This window comes from Terriglobia bacterium, assembly GCA_020072845.1.
In the GTDB taxonomy this organism is placed as follows: Bacteria; Acidobacteriota; Terriglobia; order Terriglobales; family Acidobacteriaceae; genus JAIQGF01.
Window position 1 is genome coordinate 103268 of the sequence record JAIQGF010000016.1, and the last position, 22360, is coordinate 125627.

The window sequence follows — 22360 nt, forward strand, 5'->3', positions numbered from 1 at the left end:
CGCGGCTCAACCGGGTGGCGCAGGGCCTGCCCTGAGCGAAGCCGAAGGGACGGCAGTCCTGGGAATGGCAAAGTGTTGACCCCTGGAGTCCCGCAGGGACGGCGCGAACACATCCTCTGTGTCCTCTGTGGCAAACCTCACTCACGCCACAAAATACTTCGCCCCCGGATGATGCACCACGATCGCCGATGTGCTCTGCTCGGGATCGAGCATGAATCCTGTCGTCAGCTTCACCCCGATCGCCTCCTCCGGCCGCAGCAGCTTGAACAGCTTGGTCTGGTCTTCCATATGAGGACACGCCGGATAGCCGAACGAGAATCGCGACCCGCGATACTTCTGGTGGAACAGGTCGCTGATTCGCGGCGCGTCCTCGCCCGCGATTCCCAACTCCTGGCGCATCAGCCGGTGTTGCAGCTCGGCCAGCGCCTCCGCCGTTTCCACGCTGATGCCATGCAGGTAGAGATACCGCGTGTACTCGCCGCCGTGAAACAGTTTCTGCGTCAGCTCGCTCGCCTTGTGCCCGATGGTCACCAGCGACAGCCCGATCACGTCCATCTCCCCGGATGATTTCGGCGCGAAGAAATCGGCAATGCACAGCCGCCGCCCTTCGCGCTGGCGCGGGAACGTGAAACGCAGCAGTTCGCGCGCGTTCCCACGGACATCAACGCCCTCCAGAACAGGAACTGTCCGAATCACGTCTTCTTCGCCGTCGACCGTCGACCGTCGACCGTCGACTTTTTCGCCATCGACCATCGACGATCGACCATCGACCTCGTAGACGATGACATCATTCCCCTCACTCTGCGCCGGCCAGTACCCCCACACCACCTTGGGCTCAAACCATCCCTCGCGAATAATCTCTTCCTCGAGACCATTCAAGATCGGCCGGTATTTCTCCTCCACCACGCGCAAATATTCTTCCTGCGACGCCGTCTTTAACTGCCACTGGTTCTTGAACAGCGCCGTCTCGTTGATGTACTGAAACACCTCGCGCAGATCGAAATCTTTTTTCACCCGCGCGCCCCAGAACGGCGGACGTGGAAGGTTCGGCGCCGGCCCGACCGCCGTGCTGCGCGCGGTGGAAACTTCCGCTTCCGCCGTGGCCGCTGCCGCCTTGGTGAATTCCTTCGCGACGCGGCCTTCCGCCAGACGCGCCTCGCGCTTCTCCGCCGACTGCGTCAGATCGTCCATGACGTGCAGGCCATCGAACGCATCCCCGGCGTAGAACACCGCGTCCGCGTACTCCCGCCGCAAATCATCTTCGACGTACTTCCGCGTCAGCGCCGCGCCCCCGCACACCACGGGGAACTTCAGCCCCTGCTGCTGCAAGTCCTGGATGACGTACTTCATCTCCAGGGTGGACTTCACCAGCAGGCCGCTCAGCCCGATGATGTCGGCCTTATGTTCCTGCGCCGCTTTGATAATCGTGTCCGCCGGCTGCTTGATCCCCAGGTTCACCACCTTGTAGCCGTTGTTGCTCAGGATGATGTCCACCAGGTTCTTGCCGATGTCGTGCACGTCGCCCTTCACCGTGGCCAGCACCATGATGCCCTTCTCACGACCGGCAACCTTCTCCATCTTCGGCTCGAGATGCGCCACCGCCGCCTTCATCACCGACGCCGAATCCAGCACCGACGGCAATTGCATCTTGCGCGCCCCGAACAGGTCGCCCACCGTGCGCATTCCGTCCAGCAGCACGTTGTTGATCAGGTCCAGCGGCGTGTACGTCTTGAGCGCGTCCTCCAGGACTTGTTCCAGCGACTGCTTGCTCGCGCCCTCGCCGATCGTCTTCTCGCCGTGCACGATGCTGAACTTCAGCTTGTCCTCCACCGACAGCGACTCGACGTGGACCACTTCCTCCACCGTCTTCTCGCGCCCGGCGAAGAACGCCATGTACGCCTGCAGCGGATCGCCCTGCGAGCGGTCCTGGTAGATCAGCTTGCGCGCGATCTCCACCTCGGCCTCGGGAATCTTGTACAGCGGATAAATTTTCGAGTAATTCACGATCGCCATGTCGAGGCCGTAATTCACCGCCTCGTGCATGAACACCGAGTTCAGCACCCGCCGCGGGTAGGTCGCCAAGCCGAAGGAAATGTTGCTGACGCCGAGGATGGTTTTCACCTCGGGCAACTCTTCCTTGATCCGCTTGACCGCGTTCAGCGTTTCCATGCCCGCGCTGCGGTACTCCTCCTGCCCGGTCGAGATGGGCAGCGTGAGCGCGTCGAAAATCAAATCCACGGCCCGCATGCCGTATTTTTCCGTTGCCAGCTTGCAAATGCGCTTGGCAATCGCGACCTTCTTGTCGGCGGTGAGCGCCATGCCCTCTTCGTCAATGGTCAGCGCGATCACCGCCGCGCCGTAGCGCTTGGCCATGGGCAGCACTTTCGAGGTGCGCTTCTCGCCATCCTCCAGGTTGATGGAGTTGATGATCGCTTTGCCCGGAATGCGCTTCAGCGCCTCTTCCACCACGTCGGCTTCGGTGGAATCCACCAGGATGGGCGCCGGGACGCGCGTCGCCACCTTCTCCAGCACGCTGCTGATGTACTTCTTCTCGTCCTCGCCGACGATGGCGCAGCACAGGTCGAGCATGTGCGAGCCTTCGGCCGCCAATTTTTTCGCCACCGCGAGAATGTCGTCGTACTTGCCCTGCTGCAGCAGGTTGCGGAAGGTCGCCACGCGCGTGGTCGCGTTCATCTCTTCCGCCACGATCAGCGGCTTGGGATCCAGATCCAGCGGGACCATGGAGTAGGCGCTCGCGGCCGCCGCCGTCGGCTTTACGTCCCGTTTCGCCGGTTGCAGGTGGGAGCACACCTCCACGACCTTCTTCAAATGCTCCGCCGTGGTGCCGCAGCACCCGCCGACAATCCGCACCCCGTACTCGGTGATGAACAGCTTGTGATACTCGGCCAGTTCCTCCGGCTTGAGCGCATACACGGCGTGCCCGCCCACGTTCTGCGGCAGCCCGGCGTTGGGCAGCACCGAAATTTCTTTGGGCGAGTTGATGCCGAGGTAGCGCACGGCATCGTTCATCTCCTTCGGCCCGGTGGCGCAGTTCAGCCCGATAGCGTCCACATCGAAGGGTTCCAGCGACGTCAGCGCCGCCCCGATTTCCGTACCCAGCAGCATGGTTCCGGTGGCTTCCAGCGTCACCTGCACCTGCACCGGCAAGCGCTTGCCGGCCTGCCTCATGCCGTCGAACACCGCCGCCAGCGCCGCTTTCGCCTGCAGCAGGTCCTGACAGGTTTCCACCAGCAGAATGTCCACGCCGCCTTCGATCAACGCCAGCACCTGCTCCAGGTACACGGCCGTCATATCGTCGTACGATATATGCCCCAGCGACGGCAGCTTGGTGGTCGGGCCGATGGACCCCGCCACGTACCGCTTCCGGCCGTTGGAAAATTCCGCCGCCACCTCGCGCGCCAGTTGCGCCGCCGCCCGGTTGATCTCCCCGACCTTGTCCTCGAGCTGGTATTCGCCCAGCACGATGCGCGTCGCCCCAAACGTGTTGGTCTCCACCACGTCGCACCCGGCCCGGTAATAACCGGCATGGATGTCGCGGATGATGTCCGGCCGGCTCAGCACCAGCAGTTCATTGCACCCTTCCTTGCCCCAGTAGTCATCCACGGACGGGTTCCGCGCCTGGATGGACGTCCCCATCGCGCCGTCATAGATGACCACACGCTCCCGCACGGCTTTTAGAAAGTCAGACATATCTCGCAAATTTCCAGTGTACTAACGACTGTTTAAAGCTGTCATCCTGCCGTAGCTAATTGCTAATGGCAAATTGCTGATAGCTAATAAAAACGCCCGACTTGTGCCGGGCTTGTTCTGAAACTGAAACTGAAACTGAAACTATATCTTGCCCGCCGCCGGCGTATCGCTCAGCTTGTAACGCTCCGGATTTTTCTCCACCTCGGCGCGGTTGAACACCGCGTTGGCCCCGAGGTGGGCCGGCATGGACGACAGCAGTTGCTCCTTGCGGTACACCAGGTTGCTGGCGCTAAACGTGGCAATCTCGAAGCCGTGCCCGTGCGTGATCGCATCCGTCGGACACGCCTCCACGCAGTATCCGCAGAAGATGCACCGGTTGTAATCGATGTTGTAGACGCGGGCGTAGCGCTCGGCGCCGCTGACCCGGTGTTCGGCGGTGTTCTCGGCGGCCTCGATGTAAATGCAGTTCGAGGGACAGGCGGCGGCGCAGAGAAAGCACGCGACGCATTTTTCCAGGCCGTTCTCGTCGCGCTGCAGCACGTGCACGCCGCGATAGCGCTCCTGGAATTGCGCGCCGCGCAGCGGACCCGGCCCGTCGGGATAATTCTCCACGATGGTGGGCTGGAACAGCTCGCGCAGGGTGACGCTCATCCCTTTGGCGATCGCTCCGATGTTTCTGAACACGGCCATGACCGTATCAGTATAAATGACAGCCTGGGCCGGCTAGCAATTGCCGGCCTGCGGAATTGAAAATTGCCAATTTGAGAAGACTGTTCAGCTCGGCACAATCAATCCGGCAATTCCGCAGTTCTGCAATTCCGCAATCCTACTCACTTCCCCGCCCACTGCCGCGGGCCCACCGCAAAACGCTTGTAGAGCTGTCCCAGGACGTAGGCGTTGCCGGTCTGGAAGAATTTGTAGACCTTGTCCCAATCCTCGCCGCTCTGCCAGCCGGTCATGATCTCGGAAACGCGCACACTGCCGTTGCCCAAGTCCTTGATCTGCATGATCGCCGATAACTGATCGGCATTGGCTACGGAGGCGGGAAAGATCTGCGTCCCGAGCTTGACGTGGATGGCGACCATCTCCAGCGGGATGTACGCCAGCACCGTGTTGTAGATGGTGCCGGGATCGCCGATCCGGGCCGCCGGATTGTAGTTGGTGTAGTAATGCCCGCCGGTCTTCATCTCCACTTCCGTGACCGGCGCCACAAAGCTGCGCAAGCCCTCGGAGGTGCTCACCGCCTCCCAAACCTGCTTCGGCGTGACCCCTGGAATGACGATTTCCAGCCGCTGCACGCGCTCGCCATTGGTCGCTACGAACGAAGTGTCGGCGGTCTTGGCGGTGAAGTCCTTGTCGGGGAGCGCATCGTGCATCTTGGCAACGTCGAGCTTGGGCTGCTCGGAAATTTTCTGCTCTTGCGCGCATGCGCAGGCAGCCACAAGTAGTAGCCAGACCAAGGTTGTTGTCTTTGTCATACATCCTCTCTCTGGTTCTCGGTTATCGGTTTGCGGTCGTCGGTTTCTCAGTTCGCCGGCACGGCGCTCGATTCCTGGCCATTGCGCAGCCGACAACCGGAAGGCGACCACCACCGAAAACCGATCACCGACAATCGATAACTATTTCTTCGGCGCACTCGCCGCGTCCGGATTCCCCGTTTCGACGTAATTCTTCAAGCGCGTGAACTGCTCCGTCAGCACGCCATCCACCGGAACGGCCAGGCTGTTCATGCCGGCGGGCAACTTCTAGTTCCCGGTTTTTGGTTTACCGACAACCGCAAACCGAGAACCGAAGGACCCTACGCAGGTCGATCCGAAAGCAGGTAGCCAACATAGGCCCGCAAATTCGAAATCGAAGCATCGTAGAACGATATATCGCGATGCGTCCGCGCCTGCATGACGGCGCCTTCCATGGTGGTCAGGACGAAGGTCGCCAAGCTGTTGCGGTCCACGCTGGCGGGCAGACGCTCCCCGGCCTGATCGAGGCAGTCGCGGATGTGGTCGCGCCAGGCGGCGAAGTTGGCGGCGATCTTCTCCCGCGCCTGGGGGGAATGGCGCGCCACCTCCAGCGCCAGCTTCCCTACCGGACACTCGTAATCGAGACCCGTCATGACCAGGCGGCCGCGATAGTCCTCCAGCACGGCGAAAATGCGCTCGATGGGATCTTCCTCGCGCGCAAAGGCCGGCTGCATGACGATCGGGTACAGCAGGGTCTTGAAAAACTCCAGGCCCTCCACCAGCAGGTCGTGCTTGTTATCGAAGAAGTAGTAGAGGCTGCCGCTGTTGACCCCGGCGCGCTTCAGGATCTCGGCCACGGTGGTCGCTTCGTAACCCTGGGTGGTGAATAATTCCATGGCAGCCATGAGGAGCCGCTCGCGGGTAGAGGAAGAAGGAGGCGGGGTGCGGAGCCGCTCGCGAGTTAGAATCGCTTGTTGCATTTGATTGATCGTTCAACTAAATACAACGACGGAGCTGCCTGTGTCAAGCCATTTCGCAATTCAGGAGCATCTCGTCCCGCATTTCCGGATCACAGGTATGATTTGACCGGCTGATTTAAGTGAACAGCGGTGCGTCCCCAAAGACCCGCAGATCGCTTGTTCTGAATTCGTAACAGATTCCTTTATTCGCGCCTGTTAGACAGCACCTCGTCCTAAGCTAGGCTGTGCAAACGTTCATCGCGAGCGCTTGCTGGCAGTCGAGGAGTCTTGCGGAGGCGCAGGAACCAGCAGACAGAGACTCAAACCGGAATGGTTGTTACGATTTCAAAACACGAAACCAATCTTTCAGTTATTTGGGGAAAATCTTCTCGCCTCATCTGGGGGGTGGAGTGTGCTCTTGGCAAGCAGATTGGTACTGGCGCGGCTCCTGCTGTTCAGTTGGCCGTTGGTCTTGCTAGTCGGCGGTAATGCTCGACTAGTGCCCGCGGCATTCGCACAACAACCGGAGGCACCAGCAGCAACAATTGGTCCTCTGCCGCCCGGACTGCAGCCCCAGGTAGATGCGATGTGGGGAGTGCTGCCGTCGAAAGTGGTGCGCGATAACTTCGGGCATTTCATAAGCTCGAAGTACTACTGCATTGAGGTTGTGATCGGGAACAACTCCGGTTACGCGCTACAGATCGCGACGGTCGGGTTTCACCTGCAGAACCTGCCCGGACGTACGCTTCCGACGAACGGCTACCATATAGCCCGAGGCACGCTGGAAAAGGGACAGGAAGTCGGGCCAAGGGCACTCTTCCTTCATACTGTGGAAACGGCCGGTACCGTGGCCACTGCCTTTGGTCCATTCTTTCGCGAGCCGACGCACAAAGCGAATTATGAAGCTGGTGTAGGCATCTTCAGCAATCCCTTCGAAAAGGGGCTGGAGCTGATCCTGCCGGACACCACAATCAGAGAACTCAACCGCCTGGATGACCAGACGCTCCGCGATGGCATGATTATCCCGAACAATGTCCAGATACGGACCGTGGTTTTCTTCGCCAAGGACAGGCTGTCTTCGCTGATCACCTCTCCCTCGGTTAATGCTACCGGAGCCTGTTCAGCCATCCCGCGAAGAACAGGCCTTGGTGCCTGGTTGCGGCGCAGCCGGGAAAAGTGTCTGGACCAAGCCGAGATCGGCCAGGTCGAAGCAGCTCTTAACCAGTTGGTAGTGGTCGGCGACCAGATTGCGTATATCAATCGGGTCTCAGTCCAGGTAAGCCAGGCGTCACCCTTGTCGTTGTCCGCCAATAACCTCAATTTCCCCGAACAGGCACTAGGCACAACTAGCGCAGCGAAGACGATCAGCGCAGCCAATACTGGCGCGACGGCACTGACAATTGAGGGCATTGCGGCCACCGGGGACTTCGCTGCCTCGCACACGTGTGGGGCCAGTGTCGCCCCTCAAGCAACCTGTATCATCAGCGTCACGTTCACCCCCACTGCTGCCGGAATACGCACGGGCAACGTTTCCATTGCACGTTCCGGTTCGGGAAGCCCGCAGACCGTGGTGTTGACTGGCACCGGAATCGCTGCCCTGTCATTCACGCCGGCGGCGCCGCCTGCGTTTGCTAATCAACGCTTGAACTCGGCCAGTGCAGCTCAAGTTGTTCAGCTAACCAACAACACTCCTGCTGCGGTGCCGGTGGCGATTGCGACCGAGGGCGACTTCGCACAGACGAACGACTGCGGGGCGACAGTTCCCCCGACCAGCACATGCCGGATTCAAGTCACATTCACGCCCACCGCCGCCGGAAAACGTGACGGAGTACTGGTCGTAACTCCGACGGGCAATGGCAAGGCAATCAAAGTGCCGTTAAGCGGAGTGGGCGTAACCCCATAGTGCTGTTTTCAACGGGTGAGGACAGAGTCCTATGTGCATGCAGCCAAATGACGTTCGGCCCTACCAGAAGTGGCACTGGGCGGGCGATCAAATCGCGTACGACACCATCATCCCAGCCTCGCGGGCCGTGCCCGGGACACGCAAGAGGTGGTATCCAATTGACATCCGGGAGTACCTGACAACGCAGGGAAATGCAGTCATACGGAAAGCGGTGCGCGAAATCGTCGGCGAGCTCAACAAGTCCGACCAGGCGAAGTTCCTATCGGAGGCGCCCGGCTCGTTCGACTTCCGCGCCGATGCAGTGGTCGAATACACCAGCCGCCTGGAGTACCGGCCCTTAGGGCGGCGCTTTGACCAGTGGCTGTTCCCGGATGAAACCCTGGCAGTACAGGGTGGCGATTGCGAGGACCTGGCTTTCCTGCTTGCTGCTCTGCTGGAAGCCACCGGCATCAGCAGTTACTGCATTCGAGTTGCCTTGGGCCGGGTCACCCACCACGACATCAGCGGCAGGGTAAATCGGTCTGATCATGCTTGGGTCGTCTATCTCAACGAGGCGGGCGCATGGGAGATTCTGGAACCGCTGGCCATTAGCAGTAAGACACACCGGAGAGGCCGGCGGGAAAAGACTAAACGGGAGCTGGGCGCGATCGAATACACGCCGTACTTCGTTTTCAATCGCGAACACCTCTGGCGCGTACGGGGCCCACATAAGCATGCCGGGCTTGAACTTCCTCAGTATCTGGGCACGCGCAGGTTCTGGAAGGAATTCAGACCGCTGTTTGCCGCCAAGGTACATGAAGGGATTTTCGACGAGGCGCTGGTAGGGATGTCCGCTTCCGATCTGAGAACGGTCAAGCGAACAAGCTTGATGGTGGACGTCAATGTCCTAAGCTACGACCCCCGCGACCATTTCGATTTTGCCTACATTAAGGAAGGCTGGGACCTCGTGAAATCCCGTCTGAAGACCGGAGAACTGCGCGATTTCGCTCTGGCCGCCCACTCCATCGGAGACTTCTACGCTCACTCGTTTTATGCCGACTTCGCCAACACAGACGCGGCTGGCAACTTGATTCCGTACGATCCGGACCGACCGAACCTGAAGGCGTCTCCTGAATACGACTTCAGCGGTTACCAGGGTCTACCGGGGTGTTCGGAAGGCGCAGCAGAAGCAGCCGCGAGTTGGCGGGGTGAATTGATCAGTGGGCAGTGGTGGCGCTGGTTCACAACTCTCCCTGATGAACTCCAGAACAGCAAGGACTTTGCGCATCACCGGTGCTTGCCGGATCACGATGAGGTGGCGGTAGATGACGTCATCCCGAAGAGCCAGCAACGGCATTATCAGAAGGGGTCGGAATATACAACCCAGTTTCGGCAAAGACGGAAGGCTGCTATAGATCATATCCGCCAGGTTTACCAGAAGTGGCAACCCGCATAGCCAAACTGCAGCCAGCGAGTCGGGTGCCAGGCTCGACGGAATGATTGCAGGGACGGAGAGCCAAGATGACTCGTTCTAAGTAGGCTGTATTGGAGACCAAGACTGTCCGATGTGGCGCGGCTTGCGGCGTGGTGTATTCACTCCGCGAGGCACACGGCAAGGCGGTCAAGATGGCTATACCCGCTGCGAATGGACTGCGGACGACTGTGGAACGCTTGTAAGTAATTGAAATTTGGAGCGGGGAACGGGAGTTGAACCTCTAGCCGCCCGCGCCACAACGGTAATTGAGAGACTTAGCGCACGCGCGGGTGGCATCCGCAGACGCTAGGGACAGCAAAACCCCCATTTCGCAACGCGAATGGACTGCAACTGGGCTGTGGAACTTCAGCGCCTCACGGGAAGGGGTACGGGCCGAGGTTTTGATGCCCGGCGCAGGTTCGTCGGTACTCCCGGACTGCGGGACTGCCGCAGTCCAGGAAGATTTTCAGCGGCTGCTCGAGCTCGCTGCACAATCTGCCGCGGCCGGCGCGGGCGGCCTGGCTGCCGGTTCCTCATCGGCTTTAGCGCGAGGCGCGGGTGGCATCCGCAGACCAACGGCGAGCGTGAATCGACTCGTGGCAAGTACAACAGCATTGGTCGAGTTCACCGCGTCCGTGACCGTTCGGGCCATGAACTCCCAGACAATCGCGCGAAATCGTGACGCGGTTTGCTACTGCTAATTCCCGCCTCCGCGCGTGCCGCTCGGAGGCGCTTCGGTAAATCGCCATTGTGTCTTTTTTGACACATGATATGCTTGCGGCGCCGTCGGTGCTTGTCCTCAGCTCAGGACACTACTGCGGCGTCCGACTCGGGGGGACGGCGGCCGGTGCTGCTTCGTTTAGCCGGCGCACGGGGCACCTCAATTCATCGTGTCCCCAGGCCGCGCCGGGGGGTTGCCAGCTTCGCCATGACGGTAATCGGAGGGGGGCGGATCTATCGAGCCCGTGCCGGAGTCTCCCGGCACGGCCAGGCGACAAAATGGAGAAATGTCCGGTCTCGGCTAGTACCAGCAGGAGTTTCGTAATGTCCGCACGCAAGTGGCCGACGTCTAAGCTCGACGACCCTGCCCGTACCCGCAGGAAGCAGGTCCGCAAACACGTCCTCACCCCCGTAGAGCGCGAGTTCTGCGCCTTCGTCGCTCAGGGCGTCTCCTTGCGCGAAGCCGCACGCCTGTGCGGCATGCATGAAAAGAACGTCGGCCACATCATCAAGCGGCCTCTCGTCCAGGAACACCTCCAGGCCCTGAAAGTCGAGATCACCAAAGAGGACGCTCGGCGTGTCTCCGAATTCGTCAACATTACCCGCAACGAGATCATCGGCGGGCTGGCGAGACTGGCCAAGATTCACCCCATGGTCACTCACGGAATTAGTGGCCAGGTATCGGCTTACATGGGCCTGGCCAAAATCATGGGCATGCTGATCGACCGCCAGGTTAACTTGGACGAATTCTTCCGCGGCTGGAACGACGATGAACTGCTGACCTATGCAACTACTGGAAAGCGCCCTGCTCGATACGCAACTGGCGAAAGCCAAGGCGCGCAGGATCTGGGAACTCCAGCAGTGCCCTGAGGAGTGACCAGCTCCGCAGTGCCGAGCCATACAGGCCCTCGAAGTGCAGGGGGAGTTAGCTACATCATAGCTACAGCAAAATCGGCCCTTGCGCGAGGGCGCAAAATCCGCGTTTTATCCTGCAAAATCGCGGGTTTGGTGCCGATGTTGCCGCCTGCCGTTGACAGCAAGAATTTGATTCTGTTTCACAGCTTGGAGAAACCTGCTCAGAGCAACTGAGATCAGCGAAGCGCGGTTTCAGGCGAATGCACGGTGACGGCGCACTAAGGCTCACCAGGCTTGTTAAGGTTAGCGATGCCTGCGGTTGCTCTTGAGGGCGGAAAGCGGAACCAGCGGGGAATCCTACCCCGTGATGTATGCTGGCGCTCTGTTGTTTAGAGCACCGTTCCGAAAACCTTTGCCGAACGGCAGCCGTAACTTGCTGATCTGGATAACGCCACCGACTGTGGTTCGATGTTTCCTGAAACACAAGATTTCGGTCCGGTGGCAATCCAGAGAGTGTGTTGGATCAGGTGCACGTCAGCAACCTCTCACCTCCCCAAATCACCTGTTCGCCGGGCCGTACACCGCCAGGGATGCCGCGGTCCCGACAAAGACTTTGCCGTCGGCGACGGTCGGGACCGTGAACCTGACGCCAGGGCCGAGATCGTCACCCAAATTTGACGAGCTGTTGTAGAGCTCGCGGGAAAGGTCGGTGGCATCCCAGGCATGCAGCACCTCGCTCGTTCCGCCGGTGTATTCCAGGGCCCAGAGGATGCCGTTGCTGCTGCCGTTTGCGCTGAGGGACGGTGCAGGAGCACCGGGATCTGGGAAGTAAGTGGAGGTTGCAGAAGTCGGGATGGTGGTCAATTTGCCGTTCTGCAACTGGAAAGCCTTGATGGAGTCGTTCAGGGCGCCGACGTACACCCATCCGTTCCACCAGACCGGCGTGCCGAAGATCTCGCCCGGGCTGGCGTTCTGGATTGACTGGATGATCTGACTGTTGCTGCCGGATTGCCAGTGGCCCAAGCTGGCGCGGTTGAGCAGATAGAGTGTGCCGTTCTTGCCGCCGATGAGCATTAGGCTGCCGCCGCCGGTGCCGTCGGGAAATAACAGCAGTCCGCCGGAGCCAAGATCGAGGTCGAGCACGGAGAGAGATGAGTTGTCATACGGTGAGAACCAGTCGGTGACGGTGAGCGACGGGCTGGAGCTGAACTTGATGACACTGTCGCCGTAATCGCTGCCGGCGGTTTGCACGGTGAACGTGCCGTTGCCGGTGCTGACATAAACGTTACCGCTGGAGTCAGCGGACATGCCGGCGCCCGCCATCCAGATGCCGCCTTCAGTACCGTTGGGCGTGTCGCAGAAGATGCCGAGCCTCGCCAGCGTAGAGGCGGAGTAGGTGAAGATCCAGCCGTGGTAGGGATCAGTGTCGCCGAAGGAAGCGAAGGCGATGTAGATGGCGCCGTTGGCCAACAACAACGAGGCGCGTTGCAGGTGCTGCGCGGGATCGAAGGTTACGGTCCCGCCGCGGGAGGCGGCGCCGGTGCCGGAGACGCTGCCGGAGATGGTTACCGGGCCGCCGAATTTTTCGGCGCCGGTTGTAATGTCGAGCGCGTGGAGCTGGTAGCGCGCGCCGGTGCCATTCACTTGCGTGTCGGCAACGACGTACATGGTTCCGGTGGAAAGGTCGATGGCCGGGGTGGAGGTGATGCCGATTTCCGGCCCGATGTAGGCTGTTGCTGAGCTGCTGAAAGGTAGTATGCCGGCCGAAGGATTGATGAAGCTGACTTGCCATAGCGGTGTGCTCTGCTTGCCGTCGGCATCAAAGGCGTAGACGCTGTCGTGCTCGGTGGCGACGAAAACGACGTTATGCGTCCCGCCAGCGATGTTCAGGTTAGGAACATAGAGCGGCTCGGCGTAGTTGTAGCCGTCCACCGGATAAGAAAACAGCTTCCCGAAGGTGGACGGGTTCACGTTGGCGGGCGTGAGCACGGTCTCGCTGGTGTTCTGGCCGGCACGATAATTGTTGTACTTGTGAGTAAGGATCGGTCCGGAATTGGAGACCCACACGGTGCCGCTGGCGGTCTGCGAGGCGTCGGCCTTGCTGACCGCGGTCACGGTGTGCTGCCCGACTGCTGGAGGCGGAGTGTAGAGGCCGGAGGTCGAAACTGTGCCGACGCTGGAATTGCCGCCGGTGACGCCGTCCACCGTCCACGTGACGGCGGTGTTGGAGGTAAACTGCTGGGTCGTACCGAAGGTTACGACCGCACGTATGGGGTTGATGAGCACAGAAGAGACAACAGAAGAGGCGGTGAAATTAACGCCGGTGAGAGAAGCGTTGGTGATGGTGACTGTGGCCGAACCCGGAGTGAAACTGAAGCCGCTCTTGCTGGGTGTCACCGTATACGTGCCATTCGGCAAATTGCCGAAGGTGTAATTGCCCAAGCTGTCCGCAGTTTGGGTGCCTGTGCCTGCGCCGCTCAGAGTCAACGTGGTGCCACTGCCAAGCGACACAGGAGAAACGTTTCCGGAAAGCGTGTAGGTCGCGCGTGTACCGGGCGTGACGGTTAACGTAAAGGTCGTCGTGCGACTGACCGAACCAGCAGTCGCCGTCACCGTAATTGGTGCCGTACCTAAAGGAGCCGAAGTGCCGGCACTAATCGTCAAGGTCGTGCCGCACGTTGGCGAACAACCCGCCGGGTTGAAGGATGCCGTTACTCTACTCCCGCGGGCAGACCAGACGCGCTGAACGCAACGGTTTGAGCAATACCGGACGACAAGGTTGCCGTCAGCGTGTTTGTGACCGCAGAGCCTTGCACTACCGATTTGTCCCCTTCATTGCCCAAGGTGAAATCGATGGGTGCTTGTCCACCTGCCGCGACGATATCCGCGCCGATCATGCCCCACGAATCGGACGGGACGGTATACCCCATCGTGACCGAGCTAGCTCCGGCCGCCGTTGATTGTGCGCCGTTGCCGCCGGCTGTGGCGCAATTCACTTGCTTGAGCCAGCGGAGAGTCTTGCCGGAGGTGATGGTGCCATTGCAGCCGGTGACGAGAGCATCCACCACCATGTCCCCTGGTGTGCTCGTGACGGTAACCTTTGGCGACACGCCGCTGCCGAAACTGGTCGCGATATTTCGAACCGGAGTGGTCGGATCCACGCCGGTGAAGCTGACTGACCCTGCTTCGAGTGATGCAGTCCCTCCGCTGAGGGTGACCTGGACCGGATGAGTGCCGGCCGCGGGAGCCTTCAGATAGAACAACTGTACAAACCCCAAGGTTCGATTATTGCTGTGCACGATGCCCACGGACGTCATGGGAACGCCGTTATACGTGACGGCGAGCAATTTCCCCGTATCCGGCATCGTACCCACCGCGACGCCCACGTGTGGCTCCAGCTCAAACTGGAACCGCTCAACACCGAAGCTCCGCCAGCACTTGGCCCAACCGCATCGAACGAGACTTGCGCTTGTGCGGTCGCGACGGGCATCGCGAGCAAAGCGATCGCGATCACGAAGAAGCACGCCAGAATGCGCCGGCTCTGGATCGAGGCAGCATTCATATTGTTGCGAACGACAAGCAATCCACGTCTCCGAGGTGGTAGGACTGGGGTTCCAAGAGAAAAACGGAAGAATGACTGGGGGCGCCTCCCCCAGGCTATTAATCAGCATTTCGGTTGCCAAAGTTGATGCTGGGCGAGGCTGAAAATGTTGTTTGTGTTCAGTGACTTAGGCTCAGACGGAGTCATCCCCCCTAGGTCGCGGTGCAAGGAATTGCGGTTTTGTGGCAGAACAGTCTTGTCACGGAGATGAGTTGCAGCAACACGGCGAGGGCCACTAGAACCCGGCAGGCTTGACCAGCAATGTAGGCCCGAACACGTTGGCATAAATCTCAAGATAGCCAGTATTTATGCGGCTTTCCTCGGCACCACTCCGAAGATCCCCCACCTTGACATTCCAGGACACCGGCTCTGTCCGACTGGTGTCCGAAAATCGTTGGCTCTTGAACCAGAGATGCAGGGACTGCCTTAGCTGGCCGGGGCCCGGCCAAGGAAGCCCAAAATGTTTCCTTTCGTAACTTGTCCCCTGCTGCGACCGGGGATACAAATAGCAGCAGCTTTTAGGACAACGGCGTCCCACAGCCAGCATGGCAGACGGAAAGGCCGCGCCGCCGATCGTAACCTTTTCGATGTGGCACGAAAGGGCACGCATGTCTTACATAGTTAGCGTTAAGTCTGCGACCGTGTTGGCAATCCTGGCCACCCTGGTTCCGCTGCAAGCTTGGAGCGCTCCACAGCAGGAACTGCGAGGGACGGTGAAGGATCGCAGCGGGGACGTGATTGCCAGAGCGCTGGTTGTGCTAGACGCCGACGGACAGAAGTTCAACCGAGTGACCCAACCCGACGGCACCTTCGTCTTCACCGGCGTGACGGGCGCGAGCGGAAGTTTGACTGTCAACGCTCCGGGTTTCGCGACCAGCACTACCGCCTGGCAAGCGGGACAGAATGATCTGTCAATCACGCTGACGCTGGCAACGGTGCAACGAAGCCTCGATGTGACGACGACGCGCACCTCGATCCTGCCGACCGGGGCTGACGATGTTGAGGCGCAACCCGATGCGGCGGTCGTCCGCTCGACGCAGTTGCAGCAATGGGGCACGCTGGCCACAGATGACAAGCTGCGTCAAGTGCCCGGCTTTTCGCTCCTGCGCAGATCGGGGAGCCACACTGCAAACCCTACGTCGCAGGGCGTCTCGCTGCGTGGACTGGGCGCCAGTGGCGCCAGCCGTGCACTCATTCTGACGGACGGCATTCCGCTCAACGATCCCTTCGGCGGCTGGATCTACTGGGCGCGCGTGCCGCAGGCGTCCTTGGACCAGGTGCAGGTTGTGCCCGGAGGCATTTCGGCGCTGTATGGGAACGATGCTTTGAGTGGCGTGGCCAATCTGGAGACGCGTTCAGCGGTGCAGACGGACGCATTCGTCCAGGGATCATACGGGAATAAGAACGAGCCTTTCGGCTCCGGTTGGGGGGCATTGCGCCTGGGGCCATGGGCAATATCGGCTAGTGGAGAAGGATTTCGCACCAACGGCTACATTGCCGTGCCGCAAACCGTTCGCGGCTCGGTCGACATGCCGGTCGCCTCACAGTACGGCAGCGGAAACCTGCGTTTGGAGCGCTTGTTCACGGACCGCGGACGCATTTTCCTTAACGGCTCCAGCTACGGTGAGGACCGGCAGAACGGCACGCCGCTGCAAGTCAACGACACTACGATTCGGCAACTGGCCTTCGGTACGGATTACAACAGCAAGGCCGCTGGCTTGTTCACGCTGCGTTTGTATGGCGGAACTCAGAATTACTACCAGACTTTTTCGTCGATCGCCACGAATCGCAACAGCGAATCGTTGACCAATGTGCAGCGTGTTCCGGTGCAGCAAATGGGCCTCATCGCGCAATGGTCGAAGCAGATGGCGCGCCGTCTCACCTTGCTGGGAGGACTTGACGGTATGGAGGTCACCGGCTTCAGCAACGAAACCAGCTACTCGGGTGGCCAGCCTACAGCGCGCCTGTCGAACGGAGGCACGCAGCAGTCGCTGGGTGCATTCGCCGAAGCAATCTTGCAGATCACACCGAAGTGGTCGGTGACGTTCTCCGCGCGTGAAGACCTGTGGAGCAACTCTGACGCAAGCTCGACGCGAATTCCGACCAGCGGCCAACCGACGCAGACTGTCTACCCTGACCGCGGTCAGAATGCCTTCAGCCCCCGGCTGACGATGTCCTATCGCGCCAGCGAACATACCGTGTTCTATACTTCCGCGTATCGCTCGTTTCGCGCTCCCACACTGAACGAACTCTACCGCAGCTTCCGGGTCGGCAACGTGCAGACTCTGGCCAATGCTTACCTGCGGGGCGAACACTTTACCGGTGGCGAAGGCGGAGTGCGCGCTACCATGCTGCGGGACCGCATCACACTTTACGGCGGCGGATTCTGGGGCCTTGTCACCGATCCGGCCGCCAATGTAACACTCAGTACGACTCCGCAGCTCATCGTGCGCATGCGTGAGAACCTGGGCCGCATTCAAGCGCCCGGACTCCAAGCTGGCATCAACCTCAACGTAACGAAGCGCATTTGGCTGAGCTGCGCTTATCAGTTCATCAATTCCACCGTCGCTTCGTTTCCTGTGAACCCAGCTCTGGTTGGGAACCAGGTTCCGCTCGTGCCAAAGAACGAGTTCGTCTTCCAGGGGACCTGGGCTGCTCCGCAGAAGATTTTCGTCGCGATTCAGGGACGCACCGCCAGCAACGAATTCGATGACGATCAGAACGTGTTGCCACTCGGCGCCTACTTCGTGCTCAGCGCAACGGTTTCGTATCCGCTGCCCAGGGGGTTCGACGTTTTTGTCCAAGGTGAAAACCTGACCAACGATCAATACAACATCGGACGCACACCGGTTGTGACGCTTGGCCAGCCGATCCTGGTGCGAGGCGGGTTGCGCTGGCAGAGCCGGAAATAACGGGAAGGGGGACAGACAAGCAAGTAGGAGCGACCTTGGAGTAATGCCGCTCCAGAGCGATTCCCGTGCTCCGCACGCCACAAATTGGCGGACGCCATCGCCTATAACTTGCGATAAATTGCCTCTCTAACAATGTCGGCGCTGTCGCCTACGGTTTGAGCGCACTTCAACCTGCACGCAGGAGAGGCGCGCCATTTCGCTCTATTGGAAACAATTGCCATCGCCAAGCCAAAGGCTCGCTTGTAATCCGTCGGTCGGGAACTTGGCCCGACCCAAACATCTCTTCGATCGCAGCGGCGATCATGATTACTTTGTTCGGACTCCCCTCGCAGGAGGGGAGCGGGATGCCCAATCATTAACGCGGTCTTCTACCGCAGACCAAGGCGATTTCCGGGCTGTCCCGCGTGCGAACCAAGCTTCGGCAGCTGCGCATAATCCCACTGGTTCCGCCACATCCAGTAGAGGCGGACTGCCAACATGCGCGCCATGGCAATCTTGGCGATGGGTCGTTGGCGGCGCATCGCCAGGTGCAGATATCTTTGCCGCCAGTGGGGATCACTGCGCACCGTAGCTTGCGCTGCCGCCACCAGGAGGAAACGCAGCAGCGTGGACGAACCGATAACTTCCGGTTTGCCCGTGATTCGGGAACAATGTAGAGAATCTTTATTCGGCGGTCTTGCGTACCGGAATTACTGCAAGTTCGCCTACGTGATGTTGGGTGGTCTATCCTGCAATCCCGCTGCTATTTCTCTGCCGATTGTAGCTCCAGCGTCACACGATCGCCGTTCATAAGAACGATTCCGGCATTGACTAATTGTTGTCCGGTGCAGTCGTAATTGGCGTAGCAGCGCAGCGCCTTCAATGGAAAAACGAATTCCACCGCCAGCGGACTCGCAGAAGTCGAGAGCTTCACCGACGTGCCGAAATCAATGCCATCAAAATCCGTGTCCTTGGCAAAGTACGCCAGCACCGGGCGGACCAGATGTGCGATGTGCTCGTCGAAGGCCAGGGCAGCGAGCTTGTAACGCGAACTGCCCGCGACCGCGGCGTTCAGCGGCGTATTGACCGCCAACTGGAGGTAAGCGCCGTTGTGGAACGTGATGAAGCTGGGCGGAGCGTAGGAGACAAAGTGCGCCTGGGGATCCAGATCGCGAACCAGGCGCGTTAGGGTCGCATCGTGCTCCACCTGCAATGAGCCGAGGGTTTTGTCGGTGACGATGCGCGGCGCCGGCTCCTTGTAGCCGAGCAGCCTGGAACTGACGGTCGGCTCCACCGGATCGGCGGCGCCGATCGTCGGTTGCAGGGATGCGATTTCCTTGTTCCGTGGCTTCTCAATTTTGCGCGGGCGTTCGGAGCCTGGCGGCGGATCGCCGGTCAGCCACATGGAGAAGCGCTCGCCATCCACCAGGATCTGGCTATCCAGCACGGCGGCCTGCTGCTGCTCGGCGGTGGTGGCCTTGACCAGGCGCTCAACTGCGGCGCGAGGGAAAACGTAGACCACGTTTTCCACCGTCTCGGATTCGACGCCGATCACCTTGTGCCGCACGTGATGCGAAATCTCGAATGCGTACGCCTGGAATCCCTCTGCCTTGGCGAGTCGCGGCGCGGCCATCTTCAACAGCGGCAAAACGACGTCGTTAAAATCCTGCCGTACCCGGTGGTTGTAATCCATTAGCAGCGAGGAATAGGACGCGAAGTAGTTGCCGGTGATCTCCAGGACCACTTGCCGGTTGAAAGAGTCGAAGCGGATGGAACGCTGGTCCACCGTGGCCTGCTGCGGCTGCTCGAGGTCGAGCACGCGGCTGAAGTAGAACGCGTACGGAAATTTGTGGGCGCGCGCCTCCTCGCCGAACTGCTTGAGCTGGTCGAAATATTTTTCCTGCAGCGCGCGTTGCTGGTCGTCGCCAATCTCGCCCGGGCTGAGCACCTGCGCGGACGCGGCGATGCAGCCGGCAACCATCCACAGGATGAGGACCAGGCTAATTCTTCGCATAAACGACTCCTTTCGTCGGGTACGGCGGATCAGCGACGGCGCGAATATAGGAAAGCAGGGCCTGGATATCCGTCTTGGACAGCGTGTAGCCGTAGGGCGGCATCTCGGCGGACTTGTTCAGCGCCGCGCCACCGTGGCTGATGATGGCCGTGAGGTCGGCATCGCTGATTTTGTTCAGCGTCTCGCCGTCGGTGAACCCGTGCGGCTTGGTGGCGAGGTTGTCCATATTGGAGACGCGTTCCGGCGTGGACTCGGGATCGTGGCAGCGCGAACAGTATTGCTGGTTGATTTGCCGGCCCAGCACCTGCTGGTAGTCGAGCGCAATTTCCTCGAGCTTGAGCTCGTAGCTCTTATCGCCCTTGTCGCGCGTGATCGCGGTCAGCTGGTACCGGCCGGCGACGCCACCGAGCGTGACCTTGGCGGTGAATTGCCCGCTGGAATCGGTGAGACCGGCGGCGGGATCGAGCGTCACGCCCGAGGGAGCGTGCACCTCGACCAACGCGCCGGTGACGCCGTTGCCCTGAGCGTCGTTGACCTGGACAACCACCGGCTGATCGAGGGACGTGCCCGCTGGAGCAATCTGTTTTCCGCCGCTGACTTCGGCGATCGCAGTGCCATAGGCAGTGGCAGCGGGCGCGGCAGGCTTCACCGGCCGGCGGCTGCAGCCGATCAGGATGACGAACCAGAGCGCGACCAATGCAATCCGCTTCATCGTCCCGCCTCCGCTTGCGCATGAGGTGCGCCGGCCACTTTCGTTTTCGCCGCCTGCCCTTTGAGCGACATGAGATAGGCGGTCAGCGCGCGCGCGTCATCGTCGCTCATGTGCTGGTTGGGTTCGATGGCGCCGGGACGCAGCTCCTGCGGATTCTTCAGCCAGTGGTAGATCCAGGCGGGCGTCAGTCGTGAGCCGACCTGGGTCAATGTCGGTCCGATGTAACCCTTGTCTTTCGCTGGATCCACGATGTGGCATGAGGAGCATGCGTACCTGGAGTAGAAAAGCTGGCGCCCCTGGTCCACCGTCGCCGGCGGGTACGTGGCAGGCACGGAGTCGCGCTCGAACGCGGGCGTCTGATACACCGTCATGATGTAGTCGGTGAGCTCTTTGATTTCCGCCTCCGTGAGGTTGAACTTTGGCATGCGGCGGATCAGCGCCGGACGCAGCGTGTTCGGGTTCTTCAGGAAATCAGCCAGCCATTTCGCCTGCACCGAGCTGCCCTCCCATGTGAGGTCGGGCGCCATGTCGCCGCCGCGGCCATTGATGGCATGACAACTGAAGCAGCGCAGGTCGCCCATGAGCTGACCGGCGTGTCCGGCAGGCTTGTAATGCGATGGCTGACGGGAGGCGATGCGCATTGACGCCGGCTGTGACTGCGCGCGGTCGGTGAGCGCCAGCAGCGCGGTGGTCATGGCATCCACCTGCGGCGGCGTGAGAGTGAACTGCGGCATCTTCAGGCTGGGGCCGAAAGCGCGCGGGTTACGCACCTTGGCGGCGATGTAGTCGGGCAGCGTGTGGGAGACGCCTGGGGCGAACACAAGTTGCGCCAGCGAACGGCTGCCCACGTGGCTGAGGTCGGGCGCGAAGTTGTCGGGCTTGCGCACGCCGTTGATCTCGTGGCAGGACGCGCAGCCGTATTCATTTACCAGTTGCTTGCCGTGCGCGGTCTGCTGCGCCGTGGGATCGGGCAGATGCACGTTGGCGAGGAGGTCCGAATCCGTCTTCGCTTCCAGGAATCTGGCGAGCGTCTTGATTTGCTGCTCACCAAAGCGATAGTGCGGCATCGCGGTGTCGGGATCGTAGGCGCCGGGATTGCGCAGCCACGCTTCCAGCCACTCCGGCTTCGCCTTGGTGCCGATCCTGGTCAGCTCAGGGCCGACATCGCCACCCACCATTCTGCCGGCGGCGTTCTGCACCGCGTGGCAGGAGGCGCAGAAAGATTCACCGTAAAGCGAAGCGCCGGCGGTGGGGTCGGCCGGGGCGCGTGCTGACGCTGCGGATTTTTCGGCGCCGGGCAGTACGATGGGCGTGCTCTGCGCCATCAGGAACGCCGTGACATCGCGCGCGTCATCGTCGCTCAGGCTGAAGTTCGGCATCGTTGCCGTGGAGGAGTACGCCTGCGGATTCTTGATCCAGGCGTAGACCCACTCGCGCGTGGTCTTCTGGGCGATGTGCACCAGCGACGGAGGATCGTCCGTCCCCTGCATCAGCACGCCGTCCGGTTGACGAACTGCGTGACAGCGCACGCAACCTTCGCGCGCCAGCAGTTTGCGGCCGTAGTTGAGTTGCGGCGTTCCGGGCAGGTCTCCGAGATGGCACTGGCCGCAGGAAGACTCGATGTACTTCGCCGGCAGGATCGGCTGTTCCCAGGCCAGCGTGCTGCGATGCGCTTCTTCCACCGTGGTGGCGGCGCCCTGGCCGCGATGGCACGTGGAACAGCCGAACTCGGTGAGCTTGTGTGGAATCGCCGGATGCGGGCGGAATGGCTGGGTGCTGACGGTCGAGAGGCTCGTCTCGCGCAACGCGGCATGACAGGTGGTGCAACGGTCCACGACGCCGTATTCGGGAATCCAGATCTGCTGAATGCCGGTTTCCAGATGGCGCTGCAGGGTGACGGCGTCGGCGCGCGTGCGGATGAGCTTCACGTACTGCTTCTGATAGTGGCGCCACTCGCTGAAGTAATTCTTGGCGGGCGCGATGGCGAGCGAGACCAGGAACACCACGCTCATGATGCCGAAGGTGCGGGCGCTGTCGCCGAAGATGCGGCGTCGCAGCGATGTGAGTATTTCTCGCGCGCTCAT

The 22360-nt window shown here is 60.7% G+C and carries 13 protein-coding genes; 4 read left to right on the forward strand and 9 right to left on the reverse strand.

Features of this window, described 5'->3' with window-relative positions; all coding sequences use genetic code 11:
- Positions 1 to 141: 141 nt before the first annotated feature.
- The 4 genes from metH to LAN70_16325 all read right to left on the reverse strand — a co-directional run bounded on the left by metH (position 142) and on the right by LAN70_16325 (position 6148).
- Positions 142 to 3711 (reverse strand): methionine synthase, encoded by a 3570-nt coding sequence (gene metH / locus LAN70_16310; protein MBZ5512712.1) that lies wholly within the window; start codon positions 3709 to 3711, stop codon positions 142 to 144.
- A gap of 141 nt (positions 3712 to 3852) precedes the next feature.
- Positions 3853 to 4401, reverse strand: a complete 549-nt coding sequence (gene nuoI / locus LAN70_16315) for an NADH-quinone oxidoreductase subunit NuoI (GenBank protein MBZ5512713.1) — start codon at positions 4399 to 4401, stop codon at positions 3853 to 3855.
- 140 nt (positions 4402 to 4541) lie between these two features.
- Positions 4542 to 5189 carry an SRPBCC domain-containing protein gene (locus LAN70_16320; GenBank protein MBZ5512714.1) on the reverse strand — a complete coding sequence of 216 codons (648 nt, stop codon included), beginning with the start codon at positions 5187 to 5189 and terminating at the stop codon, positions 4542 to 4544.
- Positions 5190 to 5509: 320 nt separating this feature from the next.
- Complete coding sequence (locus tag LAN70_16325) at positions 5510 to 6148, reverse strand: TetR/AcrR family transcriptional regulator (protein MBZ5512715.1); 639 nt, start codon at positions 6146 to 6148, stop codon at positions 5510 to 5512.
- A 397-nt stretch (positions 6149 to 6545) separates the two neighbouring features.
- Between LAN70_16325 and LAN70_16330 the strand changes: the two genes are divergently transcribed.
- The 3 genes from LAN70_16330 to LAN70_16340 all read left to right on the forward strand — a co-directional run bounded on the left by LAN70_16330 (position 6546) and on the right by LAN70_16340 (position 11073).
- Positions 6546 to 8030 carry a choice-of-anchor D domain-containing protein gene (locus LAN70_16330; protein MBZ5512716.1) on the forward strand — a complete coding sequence of 495 codons (1485 nt, stop codon included), beginning with the start codon at positions 6546 to 6548 and terminating at the stop codon, positions 8028 to 8030.
- Between the two features lie 37 nt (positions 8031 to 8067).
- Positions 8068 to 9465 carry a hypothetical protein gene (locus LAN70_16335; protein MBZ5512717.1) on the forward strand — a complete coding sequence of 466 codons (1398 nt, stop codon included), beginning with the start codon at positions 8068 to 8070 and terminating at the stop codon, positions 9463 to 9465.
- A 1062-nt stretch (positions 9466 to 10527) separates the two neighbouring features.
- Positions 10528 to 11073: a hypothetical protein gene (locus tag LAN70_16340; protein MBZ5512718.1), complete on the forward strand. Its 546-nt coding sequence runs from the start codon at positions 10528 to 10530 to the stop codon at positions 11071 to 11073.
- 543 nt (positions 11074 to 11616) lie between these two features.
- Here LAN70_16340 and LAN70_16345 read toward each other — a convergent pair.
- Together LAN70_16345 and LAN70_16350 are read right to left on the reverse strand one after the other, a co-directional pair.
- On the reverse strand, positions 11617 to 13500 hold the full coding sequence (locus tag LAN70_16345) for a pyrrolo-quinoline quinone (GenBank protein ID MBZ5512719.1): 1884 nt from the start codon (positions 13498 to 13500) through the stop codon (positions 11617 to 11619).
- A gap of 269 nt (positions 13501 to 13769) precedes the next feature.
- Positions 13770 to 14444: a hypothetical protein gene (locus tag LAN70_16350; protein ID MBZ5512720.1), complete on the reverse strand. Its 675-nt coding sequence runs from the start codon at positions 14442 to 14444 to the stop codon at positions 13770 to 13772.
- A gap of 823 nt (positions 14445 to 15267) precedes the next feature.
- On the opposite strand from LAN70_16350, the gene LAN70_16355 reads away from it, so the two are divergent.
- Positions 15268 to 17571 (forward strand): TonB-dependent receptor, encoded by a 2304-nt coding sequence (locus LAN70_16355; GenBank protein MBZ5512721.1) that lies wholly within the window; start codon positions 15268 to 15270, stop codon positions 17569 to 17571.
- 742 nt (positions 17572 to 18313) lie between these two features.
- On the opposite strand, the gene LAN70_16360 is transcribed toward LAN70_16355, so the two are convergent.
- Genes LAN70_16360 through LAN70_16370 form a run of 3 tightly spaced genes read right to left on the reverse strand, consistent with a single transcriptional unit; the run spans position 18314 to position 22360 of the window.
- Positions 18314 to 19564 (reverse strand): hypothetical protein, encoded by a 1251-nt coding sequence (locus LAN70_16360; GenBank protein MBZ5512722.1) that lies wholly within the window; start codon positions 19562 to 19564, stop codon positions 18314 to 18316.
- A complete protein-coding gene (locus LAN70_16365; GenBank protein ID MBZ5512723.1) occupies positions 19551 to 20276 on the reverse strand; it encodes an Ig-like domain-containing protein in 726 nt (241 codons plus the stop codon). Before LAN70_16365 ends, LAN70_16360 begins: the two co-directional genes overlap by 14 nt.
- Positions 20273 to 22360 carry a c-type cytochrome gene (locus LAN70_16370; GenBank protein ID MBZ5512724.1) on the reverse strand — a complete coding sequence of 696 codons (2088 nt, stop codon included), beginning with the start codon at positions 22358 to 22360 and terminating at the stop codon, positions 20273 to 20275. The genes LAN70_16365 and LAN70_16370 overlap by 4 nt, the downstream gene beginning before the upstream one ends.

Bases quoted from the DNA above. Each gene is read 5' to 3' on its own strand.
- nuoI (MBZ5512713.1), bottom strand. From the start codon at position 4,401: ATGGCCGTGTTCAGAAACATCGGAGCGATCGCCAAAGGGATGAGCGTC.
- LAN70_16360 (MBZ5512722.1), bottom strand. From the start codon at position 19,564: ATGCGAAGAATTAGCCTGGTCCTCATCCTGTGGATGGTTGCCGGCTGC.
- LAN70_16335 (MBZ5512717.1), top strand. From the start codon at position 8,068: ATGCAGCCAAATGACGTTCGGCCCTACCAGAAGTGGCACTGGGCGGGC.
- LAN70_16320 (MBZ5512714.1), bottom strand. From the start codon at position 5,189: ATGACAAAGACAACAACCTTGGTCTGGCTACTACTTGTGGCTGCCTGC.
- LAN70_16325 (MBZ5512715.1), bottom strand. From the start codon at position 6,148: ATGCAACAAGCGATTCTAACTCGCGAGCGGCTCCGCACCCCGCCTCCT.
- LAN70_16370 (MBZ5512724.1), bottom strand. From the start codon at position 22,360: ATGAGCGCGCGAGAAATACTCACATCGCTGCGACGCCGCATCTTCGGC.
- LAN70_16355 (MBZ5512721.1), top strand. From the start codon at position 15,268: ATGTCTTACATAGTTAGCGTTAAGTCTGCGACCGTGTTGGCAATCCTG.
- LAN70_16365 (MBZ5512723.1), bottom strand. From the start codon at position 20,276: ATGAAGCGGATTGCATTGGTCGCGCTCTGGTTCGTCATCCTGATCGGC.
- metH (MBZ5512712.1), bottom strand. From the start codon at position 3,711: ATGTCTGACTTTCTAAAAGCCGTGCGGGAGCGTGTGGTCATCTATGAC.
- LAN70_16340 (MBZ5512718.1), top strand. From the start codon at position 10,528: ATGTCCGCACGCAAGTGGCCGACGTCTAAGCTCGACGACCCTGCCCGT.